Annotated in this window: 18 protein-coding genes; 8 read left to right on the top strand and 10 right to left on the bottom strand. The window is 69.4% G+C overall.

The window, feature by feature from the left end; translation table 11 throughout:
* Positions 1–300: 300 nt before the first annotated feature.
* The 4 genes from R2J76_RS09025 to R2J76_RS09010 all read right to left on the bottom strand — a co-directional run bounded on the left by R2J76_RS09025 (position 301) and on the right by R2J76_RS09010 (position 3539).
* Positions 301–759, bottom strand: coding sequence for a methylglyoxal synthase (locus R2J76_RS09025; RefSeq protein ID WP_394366828.1), 459 nt, complete (start codon positions 757–759; stop codon positions 301–303).
* An 83-nt stretch (positions 760–842) separates the two neighbouring features.
* Positions 843–2144 carry a transcription termination factor Rho gene (gene rho / locus R2J76_RS09020; RefSeq protein WP_394366800.1) on the bottom strand — a complete coding sequence of 434 codons (1302 nt, stop codon included), beginning with the start codon at positions 2142–2144 and terminating at the stop codon, positions 843–845.
* Positions 2145–2241: 97 nt separating this feature from the next.
* Positions 2242–3057 carry an alpha/beta fold hydrolase gene (locus R2J76_RS09015; protein WP_316415517.1) on the bottom strand — a complete coding sequence of 272 codons (816 nt, stop codon included), beginning with the start codon at positions 3055–3057 and terminating at the stop codon, positions 2242–2244.
* The gene (locus R2J76_RS09010; RefSeq protein WP_316415516.1) at positions 3054–3539 is read right to left on the bottom strand and encodes a SixA phosphatase family protein; all 486 of its coding nucleotides are present in this window, start codon (positions 3537–3539) and stop codon (positions 3054–3056) included. Before R2J76_RS09010 ends, R2J76_RS09015 begins: the two co-directional genes overlap by 4 nt.
* Positions 3540–3676: 137 nt before the next feature.
* On the opposite strand from R2J76_RS09010, the gene R2J76_RS09005 reads away from it, so the two are divergent.
* Together R2J76_RS09005 and R2J76_RS09000 are read left to right on the top strand one after the other, a co-directional pair.
* Positions 3677–5152 carry a DEAD/DEAH box helicase gene (locus R2J76_RS09005; RefSeq protein ID WP_316415515.1) on the top strand — a complete coding sequence of 492 codons (1476 nt, stop codon included), beginning with the start codon at positions 3677–3679 and terminating at the stop codon, positions 5150–5152.
* Positions 5153–5175: 23 nt separating this feature from the next.
* Positions 5176–5802 carry an HAD family hydrolase gene (locus R2J76_RS09000; protein WP_316415514.1) on the top strand — a complete coding sequence of 209 codons (627 nt, stop codon included), beginning with the start codon at positions 5176–5178 and terminating at the stop codon, positions 5800–5802.
* Here R2J76_RS09000 and R2J76_RS08995 read toward each other — a convergent pair.
* The 3 genes from R2J76_RS08995 to R2J76_RS08985 form a co-directional block, all read right to left on the bottom strand.
* Positions 5777–7027, bottom strand: a complete 1251-nt coding sequence (locus R2J76_RS08995; protein ID WP_316415513.1) for a M56 family metallopeptidase — start codon at positions 7025–7027, stop codon at positions 5777–5779. The genes R2J76_RS09000 and R2J76_RS08995 overlap by 26 nt on opposite strands.
* Positions 7024–7410 carry a BlaI/MecI/CopY family transcriptional regulator gene (locus tag R2J76_RS08990; protein ID WP_316415512.1) on the bottom strand — a complete coding sequence of 129 codons (387 nt, stop codon included), beginning with the start codon at positions 7408–7410 and terminating at the stop codon, positions 7024–7026. Before R2J76_RS08990 ends, R2J76_RS08995 begins: the two co-directional genes overlap by 4 nt.
* A gap of 108 nt (positions 7411–7518) precedes the next feature.
* A complete protein-coding gene (locus R2J76_RS08985; RefSeq protein ID WP_316415511.1) occupies positions 7519–9948 on the bottom strand; it encodes a penicillin-binding protein 1A in 2430 nt (809 codons plus the stop codon).
* Positions 9949–9970: 22 nt separating this feature from the next.
* Between R2J76_RS08985 and R2J76_RS08980 the strand changes: the two genes are divergently transcribed.
* Positions 9971–10852: an NAD(+)/NADH kinase gene (locus tag R2J76_RS08980; RefSeq protein WP_316415510.1), complete on the top strand. Its 882-nt coding sequence runs from the start codon at positions 9971–9973 to the stop codon at positions 10850–10852.
* Positions 10853–11199: 347 nt separating this feature from the next.
* Here R2J76_RS08980 and truB read toward each other — a convergent pair whose 3' ends face one another.
* Positions 11200–12087: a tRNA pseudouridine(55) synthase TruB gene (gene truB, locus R2J76_RS08975; protein ID WP_316415509.1), complete on the bottom strand. Its 888-nt coding sequence runs from the start codon at positions 12085–12087 to the stop codon at positions 11200–11202.
* Positions 12084–12458: a 30S ribosome-binding factor RbfA gene (gene rbfA / locus R2J76_RS08970; protein ID WP_316415508.1), complete on the bottom strand. Its 375-nt coding sequence runs from the start codon at positions 12456–12458 to the stop codon at positions 12084–12086. The genes truB and rbfA overlap by 4 nt, the downstream gene beginning before the upstream one ends.
* A gap of 63 nt (positions 12459–12521) precedes the next feature.
* Between rbfA and R2J76_RS08965 the strand changes: the two genes are divergently transcribed.
* Genes R2J76_RS08965 through tpiA form a run of 3 tightly spaced genes read left to right on the top strand, consistent with a single transcriptional unit; the run spans position 12522 to position 15231 of the window.
* The gene (locus R2J76_RS08965) at positions 12522–13265 is read left to right on the top strand and encodes a class I SAM-dependent methyltransferase (protein ID WP_316415507.1); all 744 of its coding nucleotides are present in this window, start codon (positions 12522–12524) and stop codon (positions 13263–13265) included.
* A 21-nt stretch (positions 13266–13286) separates the two neighbouring features.
* Positions 13287–14480 carry a phosphoglycerate kinase gene (locus R2J76_RS08960; protein ID WP_316415506.1) on the top strand — a complete coding sequence of 398 codons (1194 nt, stop codon included), beginning with the start codon at positions 13287–13289 and terminating at the stop codon, positions 14478–14480.
* A gap of 13 nt (positions 14481–14493) precedes the next feature.
* On the top strand, positions 14494–15231 hold the full coding sequence (gene tpiA / locus R2J76_RS08955; protein ID WP_316415505.1) for a triose-phosphate isomerase: 738 nt from the start codon (positions 14494–14496) through the stop codon (positions 15229–15231).
* Positions 15232–15564: 333 nt separating this feature from the next.
* Here the strand turns inward: tpiA and R2J76_RS08950 are convergent, their stop codons facing one another.
* The gene (locus tag R2J76_RS08950) at positions 15565–16284 is read right to left on the bottom strand and encodes a TFIIB-type zinc ribbon-containing protein (RefSeq protein WP_316415504.1); all 720 of its coding nucleotides are present in this window, start codon (positions 16282–16284) and stop codon (positions 15565–15567) included.
* Positions 16285–16375: 91 nt separating this feature from the next.
* Here R2J76_RS08950 and aroF point away from each other — a divergent pair, with 91 nt between their 5' ends.
* Together aroF and R2J76_RS08940 are read left to right on the top strand one after the other, a co-directional pair.
* Positions 16376–17410, top strand: a complete 1035-nt coding sequence (gene aroF, locus R2J76_RS08945; protein ID WP_316415503.1) for a 3-deoxy-7-phosphoheptulonate synthase — start codon at positions 16376–16378, stop codon at positions 17408–17410.
* 60 nt (positions 17411–17470) lie between these two features.
* Positions 17471–17968, top strand: coding sequence for a hypothetical protein (locus R2J76_RS08940; RefSeq protein ID WP_316415502.1), 498 nt, complete (start codon positions 17471–17473; stop codon positions 17966–17968).
* Positions 17969–17999 lie beyond the last annotated feature (31 nt).

Genomic DNA, 17999 nt, shown 5'->3' with positions numbered 1-17999 from the left:
GAGGTCACGTCGCGTGTTGCGTGGAGCAGGTTGACGCGCGCCAAGGCTGAATAGGTCATGCGACAACCGCTCAGCGTCGGCGCCCGCCGGCACCGAGGGGGGTTACGCGAAGCGAAACCACCAAACCTTTGATGGCCGCTCCTCGCCAGGGGCGCCCAGGGGAGCCTTTCCACTCCGGACTCCCCTGCGCCCGACGGAGAGAATGGGCGTAGCACAGGCCCCACGTGCCTCCCGCCACCCCCGTCATCGCCGGCTTGGCCGGCGATGACGAAACGGGGCGTACGTCTGGGACACGTGCGATTAGGAGTTCAGCCGGTCCCGGTGGGCGCGGTAGTCGGGCACGAGGCGGGTGTACTCCTCGGTCATCAGGGGGGAGGAGATGATGAAGTCCGCGCTGCATCGGTTGCAGGCCACGGGGATGTTCCACACCGCGGCGATGCGCAGGAGGGCCTTGACGTCGGGATCGTGGGGGGCGGGCTCCAGGGGGTCCCAGAAGAAGACCAGGAGATCGATCTCGCCCTCGGCGATCTTGGCGCCGATCTGGAGGTCGCCCCCCAGGGGGCCGCTGAAGAGCTTCGTGAGCCCGGGGCCCAGGATCTGCTCCAGGAGCGTGCCCGTGGTGCCGGTGGCGTAGATCTCGTGCTCGAGGAGGAGGGCCTTGTTGTACTGCACCCACTCGAGCAGTTCGGGCTTCTTGTGGTCGTGGGCGACCAGGGCGATCCGCTTGCGGCTCGAAAGGGGGATCTCGATCTGGGCCATGGGCTCCTCCTGGAAGTGCATGTTCAGACTCCCATGGCGGGGGGCATCCGTCCAATGCGAGGGCGGCACGTTCCGGTAACTTCCTACCGGCGGCCCCCCGGGGCCGGCGCATCCTGGAGGTTGGCCAGGAAGTCGTCGTTGTTCCGCGTCTTGCCCAGGCGGTCCAGGAGCAGCTCCATGCTCTCCACGGGGCCGCTGGAGCTGAGGATCTTGCGCAGCACCCAGATCTTGGCGAGCCGCGCGGCCTCGATGAGGAGATCCTCCTTGCGGGTTCCGGACTTCTGGATGTCCATGGCGGGGAAGATGCGCTTGTCGCTGAGCTTGCGGTCCAGGACGATCTCGGAGTTGCCGGTGCCCTTGAACTCCTCGAAGATCACGTCGTCCATGCGGGAGCCGGTCTCGATGAGGGCGGTGGCGATGATGGTCAGGGACCCGCCGCCCTCGATGTTGCGCGCGGCGCCGAAGAACCGCTTGGGGCGCTGCAGGGCGTTGGAATCCACGCCGCCGGAGAGCACCTTGCCCGAAAGCGGCACGACGGTGTTGTAGGCCCGCGCCAGGCGCGTGATGGAATCCAGGAGGATCACCACGTCCTTCTTGTGCTCCACGAGGCGCTTGGCCTTCTCGATGACCATCTCGGCCACCTGGACGTGGCGCGTGGCGGGCTCGTCGAAGGTGCTGGAGACCACCTCGCCCTTCACGTTGCGCTCCATGTCCGTGACCTCCTCGGGGCGCTCGTCGATGAGCAGGACGATGAGGAACACTTCCGGGTGGTTCAGGGTGATGCTGTTGGCGATGTTCTGCATGAGCACCGTCTTGCCGGTGCGGGGCGGCGCCACGATGAGGGCGCGCTGGCCCTTGCCCAGGGGGGTCATGAGGTCCATGACCCGGGTGCTCAGCTCCTGGGGATCCCGCTCCATCTTGAGCATCTGGGTGGGGTACAGCGGGATGAGGTTGTCGAAATGGACCCGCTCCTTGGCCGAGGCCGGGGGATCGAAATTGATGGCGTCGATGCGCATGATGGCGAAGAACTTCTCGTCGCCCCGGGGGGGCCGGATCATGCCCGAGAGGGTATCGCCCGAACGCAGCCCGAATTTCCGGATCTGGCTGGGGGAGACGTAGATGTCGTCGGAGCCCGCGAGGTAGTTGTGCTCCGGGGCCCGCAGGAAGCCGAAGCCCTCGGGAAGCACCTCCAGGACGCCTTCCGCGAAGAAGAGCCCCTCCCTCTGGGCCTGGGCCTCCAGGAGCCGGAAGATCAGCTCCTGCTTGCGCATGGCCAGCGGGTTCTCGATTTCGTAGGCTTTGCCCATTTCGGCCAGGCGGCCGATGGACTGCTCCTTCAGATCCTGGAGGCTCAGGACCGCAGGGGCTTGGGTTTCAATGGGCATGGATTCCCCCCTTGGGGATACGGACGGAAGTAACGAGGTTGGGATTGAGAATCATAACCCATCAACGCGGAATGACAAAATAAACTTGCCGGGTTCGTTAGTAAGAAGACATGAAGGTCGTTATATTTTTACAGTAGGTTCGGGGGTCCTCCACGGGGAAAGCGTGTCCGATGCCGGGCACCAGTTCGAAGCGGCTGTGGGGAAGGGCCTGGGCCACTTCCAGGCACTTCCAGGGGGGGGTTAGCAGATCCTCGGCTCCGGCCAGGCAAAGCACCGGTTCCTGGATGGCCATCAGCCGCGACCGAATGTCCCATTGGAGAGCACCTGCTATCTGGTGTCGGAAACCGTGGAAAGGTTTGCCATCTTCTTTGCGGGATTCGTGGTACGCCTTGAGTACCTGGTACCGGGCCTCCAGGAAGCGGTCCCCCCACAGGTAGGGGGCCACGGCGTCGAACTGCAGGCCGGGGCCGCCCAGGTCCAGGCAGTGCAGCCAGTGCTCCAGGCGCAGGCGCATGGTGAAATCGGTGCGGGCCATGGCGCTGGTGAGCACGGCGCCGGGAAAGGCCCCGGGGTGGGCAGCCAGCAGCTCCAGGGCGATGGAACTGCCGTTGGACAGCCCCGCGAGCCAGGGGTCCCGGATGTGGAGCTGCCCCAGGAGCTCCCAGGCGTCCATGGCCGACTGCGGCACCGTGTAGGGCCCTTCGAGGGGCGCGTCGGAGCGGCCCTGTCCCCTGCCGTCGAAGGTGAGCACCCGGAAGCGCGGGGTGAGCCCGGGCAGCACCCCGGCCCACATGGTGGTGTCCGAGAGCAGGCCGTTGAGGAGCACGATCCACGGCGCCCCCGGCTCGCCCTGGATCCGGTAGTGGAGCGTCACGCCCCCGGGGAGGACCGCGAACTGTCCCGCCGTCCTCAAGCGTCTCCCCGCAGTTCCGCCGGGGTGAAGTGGGCCGCCAGGGCGAAGCGCAGGCCGTCCCAATGGAGGACGGCGCAGGCGGCCTTCTTGAAGTCGACGCTCCGGCGGGTGAGGTGCATCACCAGATCGGAGCAGAGGGGCTGGTGGCTCACCAGCGCGATGACCTCGAAGGGCCGGGCCTGGCCCACGATGAGCTCCAGCCATTCCCGCACGGCGCCCGGGGAGCCCGAGGGCTCCAGCCCCTCCCAGCAGCCCACGGGAAAGCCTTCGGGGGTGGCCTCCTTGAGGCAGACCAGGGTTTCCCCCGCGCGCCGGAAGGGGCTCGAGATGCCCCGGGACGGCGCGTAGCCCCGGCGCACCAGGCCCTTCATGGCGGCCCGGGTCTTTTCCCAGCCCTCCGCCGTGAGGCCCCGGTCCGCGTCCCTGAGGCCGTGTCTGGGATCTTCGGCGATCCCGTGACGGATGAGCAGGATTGTGATCATGCGGGCATTATCCCATGGTATGGCCCGGGACAATACTCCTGGCAATCAAAGGGTTTTTGTGGGATGCTAGCTGTTTGGGCCAGGTCCGGCAGGCGCAGTTTCGCTCCGATGTATCCGGCGACGCCCCGGGAGACATCTTGACCACCGAGACCTTCGCAGCCCTGGGCTGCTCCGAGCCTTTTCTGTCGGCGTTGAGCCGCAGGGGCTTCACCACCCCCACCCCCGTCCAGCAGGAGACCTTCCAGCCCGGCCTCGAAGGCCGCGATCTGCTGGTCCAGAGCCGCACGGGATCGGGCAAGACCCTGGCCTTCGGCCTGCCCCTGCTCCACCGCCTCAAGGACGAGCGCAAGCCCCAGGCCATCGTCCTCTGCCCCACCCGGGAGCTGGCCCAGCAGGTGGCCGAGGAGCTCCAGAGCGTCATGCCCCGGCTGGACGTGGCCCTCCTGGTGGGCGGCCTCAGCTACGTTCCCCAGCTCAAGGCCCTGAAGTACGGCGCCCAGGTGGTGGTGGGCACCCCCGGCCGGGTGCAGGACCACCTCACCCGCCAGACCCTGGACCTCTCCTCCATCGGCATGGTGGTGCTGGACGAGTGCGACGAGATGCTGAACATGGGCTTCCTGGAGGACGTGGAGAAGATCCTCTCCGGCGTGCCCGCGGATCCCCAGACCTACCTCTTCTCGGCCACCCTGCCCGCCCCCATCGCGAGCCTGGCCAAGCGGTTCCTCAAGAATCCCTTCCGCATCAACCACGCCCAGGCCGAGGGCAGCAGCCAGCACGCCGACATCGACCACACCCCCTGCATCATGGCCGAGCACCTGCAGACCAAGGCCCTGGTGAACTTCCTCCTGGCCGACGAACCCAGCGCGGCCCTCATCTTCACCAAGATGAAGGTCCAGACCGAGGAGGTGGCCCAGTCCCTGCGGGACGCCGGGCTCGTGGCGGACTGCCTCCACGGGGACCTGGGCCAGCAGGCCCGGAACCGCATCATGTCGAACTTCAAGGAAGGCAAGCTGCGCTACCTGGTGGCCACAGACGTGGCGGCCCGGGGCATCGACGTGGAAGGCATGCCGCTGGTGGTGCACATGGGCATCCCCACCCAGATGGAGAGCTACATCCACCGCTCGGGCCGCACGGGCCGGGCCGGATCCAAGGGCGCCTCCCTGGCCCTGGTGAGCTTCAAGGAATCCCGCATCCTGCTGGCCTGGGCCCGCCGCGGCGGCCTCAAGCTGGATTGGCGCGCCGTCCCCACCCAGGCCGAGATCAAGGAGCTGCGCACCCGCCGCCTCGTGGAGAAGCTCAAGGAGAAGGAATCCCCCGCCCTCCTGGACGTGGCCCGGCGCATGCTGGAAGGCCGCGATCCCGCCTCCCTGGTGGCCGCCCTCCTCTCCATGGTGGAAGGCCCCGAGCACGACGGCTTCGATATCCCCGACGCGCCCCAGAAGGACTACTCCAGCGAGAAGCGCCCCTTCAAGCCCCGGCCCGGGGAGAAGCCCGGATGGACGCCCGGGCAGAAGCCCCCGTACCAGGCCAAGAAGCCCTACGCGAAGCCCTACGCCAAGAAGGAAGGGTACAAGCCCAAGCCGGGCGACTTCCCCAAGAAGCGCCGCGACTAGTACCCTGGGGCCTGGAGGTTTCCGTGCCCCACAGACCAGCCATCCTCTTCGACCTCGGCGGCGTGCTCATCGACTGGGACCCGAGGCATCTCTACCGGCAGGTGTACGGGGTCGAGGAGACGGAATTCTTCCTGGCCAACGTGTGCACCCCGGCGTGGAACCTGGCCCTGGACGGGGGCAGGCCCTTCGCCGAGGCCATCCGGGAGAAGCAGGCCTCGTGGCCCGACTACCGGGAGGCCATCGACTGGTGGTGGAGCCGCTGGGAGGACATGCTCAACGGCCCCATCCCCGGCACGGTCGAGATCCTGGAGGAACTCAAGGATCTGGGCCTGCCCCTCTTCGCCCTCACCAACTGGTCCGCGGAGACCTTCCCCCTGGCCCGGAAGCACTACCCCTTCCTGGACTGGTTCCAGGAGATCGTGGTTTCCGGGCGGGAGGGGGTGGTGAAGCCCGACCCCGCCATCTTCCGCCTCGCGGCGCTGCGCTGCGGAATCCCCATGGAGGGATCGGTCTTCATCGACGATTCCAGGGCCAACGTGGACGCCGCGGCCGCCCTGGGCTTCGACGCCATCCGGTTCACCGGGGCCGGTGCGCTCCGGCGGGAGCTGGAGGCCCGGGGCTGCCTCAGCGCAGGCGGAAGGGCATCGTGATGAGGAACCGGGCCTTGACGGGCTTGCCGTCCCGCAGAAGCGGCGCGAAGGTCCAGCCCTTGGCGTAGTCCACCGCGGTCGGACGCAGTTCCTCGGGGCCGGAAACGGCCTCCACGGCGATGGGAACGCCCTGCTCGTCGATGGTCACGCGCACCTCCACGGTGCCCTGGATGCGGGCGATCTTGGCTTCGGGCGGATAGGCGGGAGCGGCGGGCTGGTGGGCGATCTTCACCTGGCTGAAATCCACGTCGGCCAGGGGCCGGGTGCGGGGCGCCCGGCACGCGAGGACGAAGGCCCCCGCGAGGGCGGCCGCCCCCACCATGAGGGCGAGGCCGCGGAAGGAGGGGACGCTGGCGTCCCGGGGCGTGAAGAGGCGGGTGATGCGGGGCATGAGGTTTCCTTTGGCGGCGCCCAGGGCGCAGGCCGGATCGGGTTCGATGGGAAGGGTCCGCCGCAGCCGTTCCAGGGACGCAAGTCCCTGGGCCAGCGCCAGGGGATCCCCGCAGGCCTCCGCCGCGGCGTCGTCGCAGCAGTGCTCGCGGAGCTCCCGCACGTGGCCCGAAAGCCACCATGCGGCGGGGTGGAAGAAGAGGAGGGCCTCCGCGGCGGACTGGAGCGCATTGGCCAGGTAGTCCCCCCGGCGCACGTGGGCGATCTCGTGGGCCAGGACGGCCTCCAGGGCCGCGGAGTCGAGGTTGAGGAAGGCCGCGGCGGGAACGAGGATGACCGGACGGAAGAACCCGATGACCAGGGGGGAATCCCCCCGGGTGCCCACGCGCAGGGCCAGGGGCCGGTGGACCCCCATGCGGGAGGCGAGCTTCGCGGCCGCCTCCGCCCAGGCCTCCGGGGCGGGACGGGAGGGCTTCACGAAGGCCCGTTCCAGCCACCAGAGGCCGCCCCCCAGGCGCAGGGTCATGAGGGAGGCCCCCAGGACCCAGGCCAGGGCCAGCCAGGGCGTGGCCGCCCGGACCCCCTGCCCTTCCATGGCCACCTGCCGCACGGCCCCCGCCAGCGCCTCGGAGGGCGCCCCCGGGGCCGAAAGCAGGAAGGTGGCCGCCGGAAGGGCCACCATGGCCCCCAGCATCCCGCAGGCGAACGCGTACCGCGTCTCCGCGGGGCGCCGCCGCAGGAGGAGGAGCCCGCCCCAGGCCGCCAGGCCCAGGACCGAGACCTCCCACAGCGAGTGGAACAACGCGAGGCCCAGCCGGTCCAGGATCGGGATCATTTCCGTTCCTCCTTGATCCGGGCCAGGAAGGCCTGGATCTCGTCCAGTTCCCCGTCGGAGGCCCTGGACTCGGCCAGGGCCCGCACCACGAGGGAGGCGGCGCTGCCCTGGAAGGCCTTCTGCAGAAGGTCGTCCAGAAGGCAGGCCTGGGTGGATTCCTCCCCCTGGGCGGCCCGGTACACGTGGGTGCGCGTCGACTCGTCCCGCGTGGCCAGGCCCTTTTCCACCATGATCTGCATGAGCTTGAGCACGGTGGTGTAGCCCATGTCCCGGCCCTTCGAAAGTTCGGAGTGCACCTCCCGAACCGTCGCGGAGCCGCGGTCCCAGAGCACCCGCAGGATGGCGAGCTCGCCATCGGAAGGGCGGATCGGGGACGGGGTCATGGGAACTCCAAGGGGACTGATCCAAGAATACGAACCGGTTCGTATTTGTCAACGAACCGGTTCGTACTTTTACGGGGCCGTGACAATCCAAGGCTGGGTCGCCCCCGTTCAGGGAATTTCGTTGGGCACCAGGGTAGACTGGCCGGGCACGGCGAGGTTGGCGCCCCAGGCGCGGTTCTCAGTGGGCTGGCTGTTGGCCTTCTGCCGGGCCTCCCGCACCTTCTGGATGGCTTCCCCGGTGCTGGCGGACTTGGGGGCGGTGCCGGGTTTGAAGGCCAGGCGCACCACGTCCGTGGCCTGGGTGGCGCTGGTGGCGATGAGGCCGGTGTAGCGGTCGATGTCGGCCCACTCCATGCCCTCGGGGGCGGGGAAGTCCTCCTTGGGGGTGGACGGCAGGGCGGCCTTCATGAAGTCCACCCAGATGGGAAGGGCCGCCTTGGCGCCGTCGGCGCCCCGGAAGATGGTCTTCTTGGCGTCCAGGCCCACCCACACGCCGCAGGTGATGCGGGTGGAGAAGCCCATGAACCAGGCGTCGGTGTGGTCGTTGGTGGTGCCGGTCTTGCCGGCCACGGGCCAGTTCAGCTCGTTGGACCTGGCGCCGGTGCCCCGCTGGGCCACGCCCTGGAGGCACTGGATGAGCTGGAAGTTGCTCATGGGGTCCACCACCTGTTCGCCGGGGCCCTGCTCGTAGTTCTCCAGCACCCGTCCGGAGCGGTCCACGATCTTCTTGATGAGGAAGGGCACCGGGGCCTGCCTTCCGCCCAGGGCGAAGGTGCTGTAGCCCCGCACCATCTCCTTGAGGGTCAGGTCCGAGGCCCCCAGGGCCAGGCTGGGATAGGGGTTCAGGTGGCCGGAGATGCCCGCGGCCCGGGCGAAGGCGATGACGTTCTCGATGCCGGTGAGCTCCAGGGTGCGCACGGCGGCCATGTTGCGGGAATCGCGCACGGCCTCCCAGATGGGGATGGGGCCCCAGTAGTCCCGCTCGTAGTTCTTGGGCTCGTAGACCGTGGCGTCGTACGTGAACCGCGTGGGCACGTCCTCCACCATGGTGGCGGGGTTGAGGCCCTTGGCGAAGGCCGCGCCGTACACGAAGGCCTTCATGGAGGACCCCACCTGGCGTTCCGCCTGCCAGGACCGGTTGAACATGGACCGCTTGAAATCGTAGCCGCCCACCATGGCCCGGATCTCGCCGGTGCCCGGGTCCACGGCCAGCAGGGCCCCTTCCACGTCTGGCTCCTGGTCCAGCTCGAGCTTCACGGGCGCGCCGTCGTCATTGGCCTGCTTCACGATGAACAGCGGCGCGGCCCCGCGCATGAGGATGGACCGGATGGTCTTGGTGCCGGCCCAGGCGAAGGCGGCCTCGGGCACCTCCAGGACGCGCTTGCCGATGCGCACCTCGGCGCCCCCGGGCTTCCAGCCCAGGATCACCCCCCGCACCGAATCCCCCGCCTCGAAGAAGCGGTTCCACCCGGGCAGATTGACCTTGTCCACGTCGCCCACGAACTGCACGCCGTCCTTGCGGTAGCCCCGGCGGCGATCCACGGCCCGCAGCCCGGCGCGCACGGCGTCGTTGGCCGCGGACTGCCACACGGAATCGATGGTGGTGGTGACCTCCAGGCCGCCTTCCAGGACCTTGTCCTTGCCGTACTTCCGGTAGAGGTACTGGCGCACCTCCTCCACCGGGTAGGGGGCCACCTGCTCCTCCCGGGCGTTCTCCCGGGCCAGGCGCACCGGCCGCTCCGAAAGGGCCTGGGCATCGGCCTCCTTGATGTAGCCTTCGGCGGCCATGCGCCGCAGCACGTGGTTGCGCCGGGCCCGGGCCGCGGCCCGGGCCTTGGGGTCGGGGTTGTAGGGGTTGTACCAGTTGGGATTCTGCACCAGCCCGGCCAGGAGGGCGCATTCCTCCACGGCCAGCTGCGGCGCGCTCTTGCCGAAGTAGAACTGGGAGGCGGCCTCGATGCCGTAGCGCCCGCCGCCGAAGTAGACCTCGTTGGCGTACTGCTCGAAGATCTGCTTCTTGGTGTAGGCCTTCTCCAGCTTGAGGGCGAGGATGACCTCCTTGAGCTTTCGGTCCAGGCGCTTCTGGCGCTTGGCGGTGACGGTGCGGATGAGCTGCATGGTGAGGGTGGAGGCCCCTTCCCTGCGCCGGCCGAAGCTGGTGAGGAAATTGAACCCGGCCCGCACGAAGCCCCGCGCGGAAACGCCGCCGTGGCTCATGAAGTCGGAGTCCTCCGTGGCGATGACCGCGCCCACGAAGGCCCTGGGGATGTCCCCGAAGGGGATCACCACCCGGTTCTCCTCGGCGAACACGCCGATGACGTCCCCGTTGCGGTCCAGGACCTTGGTGATGGTCTTGGGCACCCGCAGGGCGAAGAAGGTGAGGAAGCTGTCCACATCTCGGCTCATGACGGACCACGCCACGGCCAGGACGACGCCGCAGGTGACCGTGAGCGCGGCGGTGACCCACCCGATCGCCTTCCAGGGGATCCGCCGCCTCGCCTTTCGAGGTTTCCGGGAGTTCTCCGCTTTCGTAGCCATGCTCCCAGGGTAACCTAAGGTCATGGTCCGACCCACCCTCGTTATCGTCGCCAAGAGCAGGTCCCCCTGGCTCGCCAAGGGCCTTGCCGACGTGGTTCCCACCTTCCTCGCCAGGGGCTGGGACGTGTGGGCCCACCCCAAGATCCAGAACGCCTGGAACGCGGCGGGCCTGCCCCCGGAGGCCTTCCGCGGCGACACCCGGTACGGCGAGGGCCTCCCGGTGCCCGATCTCTGCCTGGCCCTGGGGGGGGACGGCACCCTCCTCACCGCCGCGCGCCACGTGGGCATGAGGGGCACCCCCCTCCTGGGCATCAACCTGGGATCATTGGGCTTCCTCACCTGCCACCCCTCGGGCGAGGCCCGGGCGGTGGTGGAGGCCTACTTCCAGGGGGGCTTCCGCACGGAGACCCGCACCATGCTCCACGCCCAGGTGGTGCGCGGCACCGAGGTCCTGGGGGGCCGCCCCGCCCTCAACGACGCCGTGGTGAACAAGGGGGTGGTGGCCCGCATCATGGAGTTCCGCATCCAGGTGGACGGCCACGACGCCGCCAGCATCAAGGCCGACGGCCTCATCGTGGCCACCCCCACCGGCTCCACCGCGTACTCCCTGTCGGCCGGTGGCCCGGTCCTCTACCCCGCCCTGGACGCCTGGGTCATCTCCGCCATCTGCCCCCATTCCCTCACCCTGCGCCCCATCGTGGTGCCCGCCCACCTGCCCGTGTCCATCACCCTGGACCGCACCGAGGACGCCCACCTGACCCTGGACGGCCAGCTGGAGATGGAGATCCATGCCGGGGACCGGCTGGAGCTGAGGAAATCCGAAAGGGAGATCACGTTGATCCAGAGCCCGGAGTTCAGCTTCTTCCATCTGCTGGGGGAGAAACTGCACTGGTCGGATCGCTAATCCAATATTCCGACCCACCCCTTCGGGAACCATCGATCGAACGTCAGCGCCGCTGCAGGGCCGGAGGGTGATCCCCTTTTTCATCCCCTGCATCCCTTTCATCCAATTTTCATCCCTGTTCCCGCAGGGCCAGAGCAGGGATGGGTCGGCGCACGCGGATCCATAGCGCGCCGTCCCATCCCTGCTCTGGCCCTGCGAGAACAGGGATGAAAATGGGATGAACAGGATGAAGGGGATCAGGATTTGAACTCGGCCCGTTCCCGGCGGAGGAATCGGGCTGCCGTTTTCATGGAATGGCTATCCCCTGGCATCGGCAATGATAGTCGGGGTGGGTCGGAATCCGTGAGCTAGAGTCCGCCCCTCAGGTTCGCGCAGGTCCAATAGGCCCCGTCTTTTTCCCGCAGCAGCGCCACGGTCCTCCCCCCATGCACTCCGGCCACCGGCGCATCCGGATCCGGGAACCCCTCGGGCAGGGCCCAGGCGGGGGCTTCCAGGACGCCCAGGGGCACGGGGCGGCCGTGCAGGAGGTGATCGGCCTCGGCGTCGTCCAGGACGCGCACGGCGCACCAGGGCAGGACGTCCCGGCCGGTGAGGACCTTGCGCTCGCCGCTGCCGGGGTCCTCCCAGGGGCCGATGGCGGTGCGCGCCAGGCCCGACAGGTGCGCGGGGCAGCCCAGGAGGCGGCCGATGTCCCGGGCCAGGGAACGCACGTAGTAGCCGCCCCGGCAGGTGATGCGCAGGAGGGACTCCCCGGGCAGGGCGTGGGAGACCCACCGGGCCTCGTGCAGGTACACCCGGGAGGGGCGCATCTCGAAGACCTCGCCCCGGTGGGCCTTCTTGTAAGCGGCCTCGCCGTCGATCTTCTTGGCGCTGGTGGCGGGGGGGACCTGGTCGGTCCAGCCCAGGAAGCCCTCCAGGACGCCTTCCAGGGCCTCCGGGGAAGGCCGGGGGCCTTCGGCGGTCACCAGGCCCAGGTGGTCCCCGGAATCGGTTTCGGAACCCCAGGCGACCCGGGCCAGGTAGGTCTTGGGCAGGGGGTGGAGCAGTTCCATGAGGCGGGTGGCCTGGCCGGCCAGCACCAGGAGGAGCCCTTCGGCGAAGGGATCCAGGGTGCCGCCGTGGCCCAGGGCGAACTTCTTCAGGCCCGCCTCCCAGGCCTCGTGCTTGAAGCCCCTCACCACGTCGAAGCTGCTCTGCCCGACCTCCTTGTGGACCAGGTGGACGCCGGGGATCAAGCCTCGTCCTCGGCCGCGGGAGGACGGGCGGCTTCCTCCTCCTTGATCTTCGCGAAGATGGCCTCGATCTTGTTCCCCTCCTCCAGGGTGGCGTCGGGGAAGAACTGCAGTTCGGGCACGCGGCGCATCTTGAGGTGCTTGGCCAGGTGGGTGCGCAGGAAGCCCGCGGCGCGGCCCAGGGCCTTGCGGGAGCGGTCCAGCTGGGCCTCGTCGCCCAGCACCGTGTAGTACACCCGGGCGATGCTGCGGTCCCCGGTGATGCGCACGGCGGTCAGGGTCAGGAAGCCCAGGTCCGGGTCCCGGAGCTCCCGCTGGATGAGGGTTGAAAGCATGAACTGGAGTTGGTCTTCGATCTGCTGGGGGCGGAGCATGGCGGTTCCTCGAGGCTCCAGTGTAACCGCGCGCCGTGAGAGGATGGTCACGGGAGGGCGCAGGTGACGGAATGGTTCAGGGACTGGTTCGACCAGGATTACGCGGCCATCTACGCGGCCCGAGGGCCCGAGGAGGCCGGGACGGCGGTGGCCATGGCCCTCTCGCGGGCGCCGGGCCTGGCCTCGGGGCCCGTCCTGGACCTGGCCTGCGGGTCGGGGCGGCACCTGGCGGCCCTGCGCCGCACCAATGGCGAAGCCTTCGGCCTGGACCTCTCCCGGGACCTCCTGGCCATGGCCCCGGAGGAGCTCCGCCCCTGGCTCCTGCGGGGCGACATGCGGCGCCTGCCGATCCGGGCGGGCAGCCTTTCGGGGATCTGCATGTGGTTCACCCCCTTCGGCTACTTCTCCGACGAGCAGAACCGCGCGCTGCTGGCGGCCCTGCGCGGCCTGCTGCGGCCCGGGGGGGTGCTCCTGCTGGACTACCTCAACGCCGCCCAGGTGCGGGCGACCCTCGTGAAGGAGGACGAGGCGGTGCACCACGGCCTGCGGGTGGTGAGCCGGCGCTCCCTGGAGGACAAGCGCATCGTCAAGCGCATGGTCCTCACCCGCCTGGAGACGGGCGACACCCGCAGGGTCACGGAATCGGTGCGCCTGTACGAGCCCTGCGAACTGGTGGCCATGGCCCGGGAATGCGGCCTGGAGCTCTCCGGCGAAGCCGGCGACTACCAGGGCGGGGCCTTCGACGCCGCATCCTCGCCCCGGTGGATCGGCTTCCTGCGGCGGAATGAGGTAGACTGGGGTCAATAACGCCAATTCCGGGAGACCGCCATGTCGTTCAGAACCCTCAGGGACATTGATGTGAAAGGCCACCGGGTCTTCCTTCGCGCGGACCTCAACGTCCCCATCAAGGAAGGCGTCATCAAGGACGCCACCCGCATCACCGAGACCCTGGCCACCCTGCGCCACCTCCTGGACGGCGGCGCCTCCGTGGTGCTCTGCTCCCACCTGGGCCGGCCCGCGGGCACGGGCTTCGAGGCCGAGTTCAGCATGGCGCCCGTGGCCGCCCATCTCAAGGGGCTGGGCCTGGACGTGCGCCTCGCCAGCGGCGTCACGGGCGAGGCCGTGGAGGCCGAGGCCGCCGCGCTCCGGCCCGGCCAGGTGCTCCTCCTGGAGAACCTGCGCTTCGACAAGGGCGAGACCAAGAACAAGCCCGAGTTCGCCCAGGCCCTGGCCAAGCTGGCCGACACCTACGTGGACGACGCCTTCGGGGCCTCCCACCGCGCCCACGCCTCCGTGAGCGGCATGGTGCCCTTCATGCCCGCGGGCCGGGCCGTGGCGGGCTTCCTCATGGAGAAGGAGCTCAAGGCCCTGGGCAAGGTCATGACCGATCCGGAAAAGCCCCTGCTGGCCGTCATGGGCGGCAGCAAGGTCTCCGACAAGATCGACATCATCCGCCACTTCTTCGGCAAGGCCGACGCCATCCTCATCGGCGGCGCCATGACCTTCACCTTCCTCAAGGCCCAGGGCGTGGCCATCGGCAAGAGCCTCTGCGAGGACGACAAGCTGGAACTGGCCCGGACCCTCCTGGCCGAGGCCAAGGCCGCCGGCACCCGCCTCCTGCTCCCCAGCGACCACGTGGTGGCCGAGGCCATCTCCGCCGACGCCGAGTGCGACATCACCCAGGACGCCGCGGTGCCCGACGGGAAGATGGGCCTGGACATCGGCCCCGAGACCGTCGCCACCTACGCCGGGGAGATCCGCCGGGCCCGCACCCTGCTCTGGAACGGGCCCATGGGCGTCTTCGAGATCGACGCCTTCGCCAGCGGCACCCTCACCATCGCCGAGGAGATGGCCGACGCCGCCGACAAGGGCGCCTTCGTGGTGGTGGGCGGCGGGGACAGCGTCTCCGCGGCCAACAAGGCCGGGGTCACCCGGCGCATGAGCCACGTCTCCACCGGCGGGGGCGCGAGCCTCGAATTCCTCAGCGGCATGGACCTCCCGGGCGTCGCCGCCCTCCAATAGATCGGACACAACGATGAGAATGGTCGTAGCGAACTGGAAGATGAACCACCTGCGCCGGGACGCCGAGGCGTTCTGCGCCTCCCTCCTGGGCGCCTACAAGCCCGTGGACGGCGTCGTCGCCGCCATCGCCCCGCCCTTCCCCCTCATCCCCGTGGTGAGCCGGCTCGTGGCCGGGAGCGCCGTGCGCGTCTACGCCCAGAACGCCCACGCGGAGGCCAAGGGCGCCTACACGGGCGAAGTCTCCATGGCCATGGCCATGGACGCCGGCTGCACCGGCGTGCTCCTGGGCCACAGCGAGCGCCGGCAGTACAACGGGGAGACCGAGGCCACCCTCCTGCCCAAAGTCAAGGCCGCCGCCGCCCAGGGCCTCCTGCCCATGCTCTGCGTGGGCGAGACCCTCGCCCAGCGGGACGCGGGCGCGACCCTGGACGTCCTGCGCGGCCAGCTCTCCATCCTGGCCCAGGCCCCCGAAGGCCCCATCGCCGTGGCCTACGAGCCTGTGTGGGCCATCGGCACCGGCCGCGTGGCCACCGTGGAGCAGATCGCCGAGGTGCACGCCTTCATCCGCAAGGAGCTCCTCGCCCTCATGGGCCCCCGGGGCGGCGACGTGCCCATCCTCTACGGCGGCAGCGTCACCCCCGACAACTTCCAGGACATCCTGAAGGTCCCCCACGTGGCCGGCGGCCTCGTGGGAGGCGCGAGCCTGGACCCGGCCAAGTTCCTGAAGTTGCTGGATATCGCGGCGCAATAGTTCACTTTGGGTTGGGCGGACCGGGGCCGGTGGACGCCGAAACGGATTGCCGAATGGGCAAATCCCCTCTTTCATCCCCTCCATCCCCTGCATCCGTTTCATCCCTGTTCCCGCAGGGCCAGCGATGAGATGGGGCGGCGCGTCGCTGATCTGCATGCGCCGACCCATCCCGGCTCTGGCCCTGCGGGAACAGGGATGAAAGGGATTCAGGGGATGAAGGGGATCATCAGTCGGGCTCAGCCTGTTCCCGGCTGAGGACCCGGACTTGAGCATTCATCGAATATCCATCGATCGGCTTCGATGGCGAGCGTTGGTGTGGGCCGGAAACGCGACCTAGAGCCAGCGGGAGAGTCCGAAGAGGCCCCGGACGACCAGTTCCAGGCCCGTGCTCCCCGGGCCGGAGATCTGGAAGGGGTCGGACATGGGGAGCCCGGAAGTGGCCTCGGGAGTGGCGTTGCGGCGCTTCTCATCCAATTCGCGGATCTCGCGCTCGCGGTTCTTGTCCAGGCCCCCGGCCTCGATGAAGGCCAGGACCCGGCGGAGCTCGTCCGGGTCGAACCAGAGGCCGTGGTCCTTGCAGACGTCCAGGATCACGCCCGAGGTTCGGGCGTAGTTGACCCGGTTCATGAACTTGCCGCACAGGGCGCAGGGGCGGTAGCGGATCTCCTCGGCGTGGATGGGTCCCCCGGGGCCCTCCCCGGGCAGGGCCCCGAGCACCCCGCCCCGCTCCTCCCGGCCCCCGGCGATGCGCTCGAATTCCGCCTGGGCCACCCAGACGCCCCCGCAGGCATGGCAGGAATCCAGGTGCGCGTCCCCCACGGAGGTGTGGAGAAGTTTCGCCCGGCAGGCGGGACAGGCCAGTTCGGTGGGGGCGGCCTCGGCGCGGGTGATTTCGGCCCCGCACCGGGAACAGTGGGCGGCGTGCACGGAAACCATGCCCAGGCACCGCGGGCAGGCCACGGTGGCCAGCTGGCTGCGGCAGTAGGGGCATCGCACATCGTTCTCCCCCACGGCGGCCCCGCAGGATCGGCAGTTCAGCGTCGCGGCTTCCATGGTCAGTCCTCGTGGCTCCAGGATGCGGCATGCCGCCATGGGCATCAAGACAGGCCAATCCCGACCCGTTAAGATGGGATTGGAGGCGGCGATGCTCATCCTCATGGACCCGGGGGCGACGGCGGAACAGGTGCGGACCGTCATGGACGTCCTGGAGGGGGCCGGGGTGCGGGCCTACGTGCAGGACTCCCCCGCGGCCACCAGCATCCTGGCCCCCCACGCCTCCAAGGCCCTCAAGGCCGACCGCATCGAGCCCCTGGAGGGGGTGAGCCGGGTTGTGCCCATCACCTCCCCCTTCAAGCTGGCCTCCGCGGACGCGGCCCCGGGGCGCACCATCGTGGACGTGCGCGGGGTGAAGGTGGGGGGCCGGGACCTGACCCTCATGGCCGGGCCCTGCGGCGTGGAGAGCCGGGAGCAGCTGTTCACCGTGGCCCGCTACGTGGCCGAGAGCGGCGCCCGGCTCCTGCGCGCCGGCGCCCACAAGCCCCGCACAAGCCCCTACGCCTTCCAGGGCCTGGGCGAGGAGGGGCTGGAGCTCCTGGACCAGGCCCGGAGGGAATTCGACCTGGGCATCGTCACCGAGGCCACGGAGGTGGAGACCTTCGACGGCGTGGAGCGCGTGGCGGACCTGGTGCAGATCGGCGCCCGCAACATGCAGAACTTCGCCCTCCTCAAGCGCGCCGGCCGATCCTCCCGCCCCGTCCTCCTCAAGCGCGGCCCCGCGGCCACCCTGGAGGAATGGCTCTTCGCCGCCGAGTACGTCCTCAGCGAAGGCAACCGCAACGTCATCCTCTGCGAGCGCGGCATCCGCACCTGGAGCGCCCACGCCCGCAACACCCTGGACGTCTCCGTCATCCCCGCCGCCAAGGCCCTCACCCACCTCCCCGTCATCGCCGACCCCAGCCACGCCACGGGCCGCCGCGACCTGGTCATCCCCTGCGCCCGGGCCGCCGTGGCCGCCGGCGCCGACGGGATCATCGTGGAGACCCACTGCCAGCCCTCCCAGGCCCTCAGCGACGGGCCCCAGGCCCTCCTGCCCTCGGACTTCCTCCAGATGGTGGGCCAGGTCACGGCCATCCGGGACCTGCTGGTGAAGGATTCCCCCGGGGCCACCTTCTGCTTCTGACCCCTGGCAGGGGTCTTGCTTCCCCTTCTCCCGAAGGCAGGGTTTGCCCAGGGAGTTCCCATGTCAGTGTCCTCCGTCGGAAGCAACGAGTCCCAGAACCTGGGCAGCATCATTCTCCAGTCCCTGGTGGCCGCCGGTTCCGGCGCCTCGAACCCGGGCGGCGCGGCCAACTCCCTTTCCGACCTCCTGAACCTGTCCCCCTCCTCCCTGAGCCTGGCCAAGGCGCCGGCGAAGGTGACCGAGGCCATGGGCGATCTCTTCGGCGCCCAGAAGGACGTCACCGGGGACATGGCCACCCTCAAGGGCTACTTCAAGGAGAACCCCGGCAGCCTCGCCACCCTCCTGGGGGCCCTGCAGGGGGGCACCAGCACCTACGGTTCCTCCGGCCTCACCTCCAATTCGGCCCTCATGGCGGCCCTGGCCAAGGCCAAGGCGGGGGGCACCGACACCTCCTCCGTCCTCAGCGCCCTCATGGGGGCCCGGCACGAATCCCTCCTGGACTACATCGGCGGCTCCTCCGGTTCAACGGGCTCCAACGGGATGTCCCTGCTGGGCTGACCGCCTCCCATGCCTTGCACCGCCCGGGGGG

It is taken from the genome of Mesoterricola silvestris (assembly GCF_030295405.1).
Classification (GTDB): Bacteria; Acidobacteriota; Holophagae; order Holophagales; family Holophagaceae; genus Mesoterricola; species Mesoterricola silvestris.
Note: the sequence above shows the minus strand (reverse complement) of the source record. Positions and strands in the feature narration are given on the sequence as shown.

Coding starts and splice junctions, on each gene's coding strand:
- R2J76_RS09025 (WP_394366828.1), bottom strand. CDS start 759: ATGGCCCAGATCGAGATCCCCCTTTCGAGCCGCAAGCGGATCGCCCTG.
- rho (WP_394366800.1), bottom strand. CDS start 2,144: ATGCCCATTGAAACCCAAGCCCCTGCGGTCCTGAGCCTCCAGGATCTG.
- R2J76_RS09010 (WP_316415516.1), bottom strand. CDS start 3,539: ATGATCACAATCCTGCTCATCCGTCACGGGATCGCCGAAGATCCCAGA.
- R2J76_RS08995 (WP_316415513.1), bottom strand. CDS start 7,027: ATGATCCCGATCCTGGACCGGCTGGGCCTCGCGTTGTTCCACTCGCTG.
- R2J76_RS08990 (WP_316415512.1), bottom strand. CDS start 7,410: ATGACCCCGTCCCCGATCCGCCCTTCCGATGGCGAGCTCGCCATCCTG.
- R2J76_RS08985 (WP_316415511.1), bottom strand. CDS start 9,948: ATGGCTACGAAAGCGGAGAACTCCCGGAAACCTCGAAAGGCGAGGCGG.
- R2J76_RS08980 (WP_316415510.1), top strand. CDS start 9,971: ATGGTCCGACCCACCCTCGTTATCGTCGCCAAGAGCAGGTCCCCCTGG.
- rbfA (WP_316415508.1), bottom strand. CDS start 12,458: ATGCTCCGCCCCCAGCAGATCGAAGACCAACTCCAGTTCATGCTTTCA.
- R2J76_RS08960 (WP_316415506.1), top strand. CDS start 13,287: ATGTCGTTCAGAACCCTCAGGGACATTGATGTGAAAGGCCACCGGGTC.
- tpiA (WP_316415505.1), top strand. CDS start 14,494: ATGAGAATGGTCGTAGCGAACTGGAAGATGAACCACCTGCGCCGGGAC.
- R2J76_RS08950 (WP_316415504.1), bottom strand. CDS start 16,284: ATGGAAGCCGCGACGCTGAACTGCCGATCCTGCGGGGCCGCCGTGGGG.
- aroF (WP_316415503.1), top strand. CDS start 16,376: ATGCTCATCCTCATGGACCCGGGGGCGACGGCGGAACAGGTGCGGACC.
- R2J76_RS08940 (WP_316415502.1), top strand. CDS start 17,471: ATGTCAGTGTCCTCCGTCGGAAGCAACGAGTCCCAGAACCTGGGCAGC.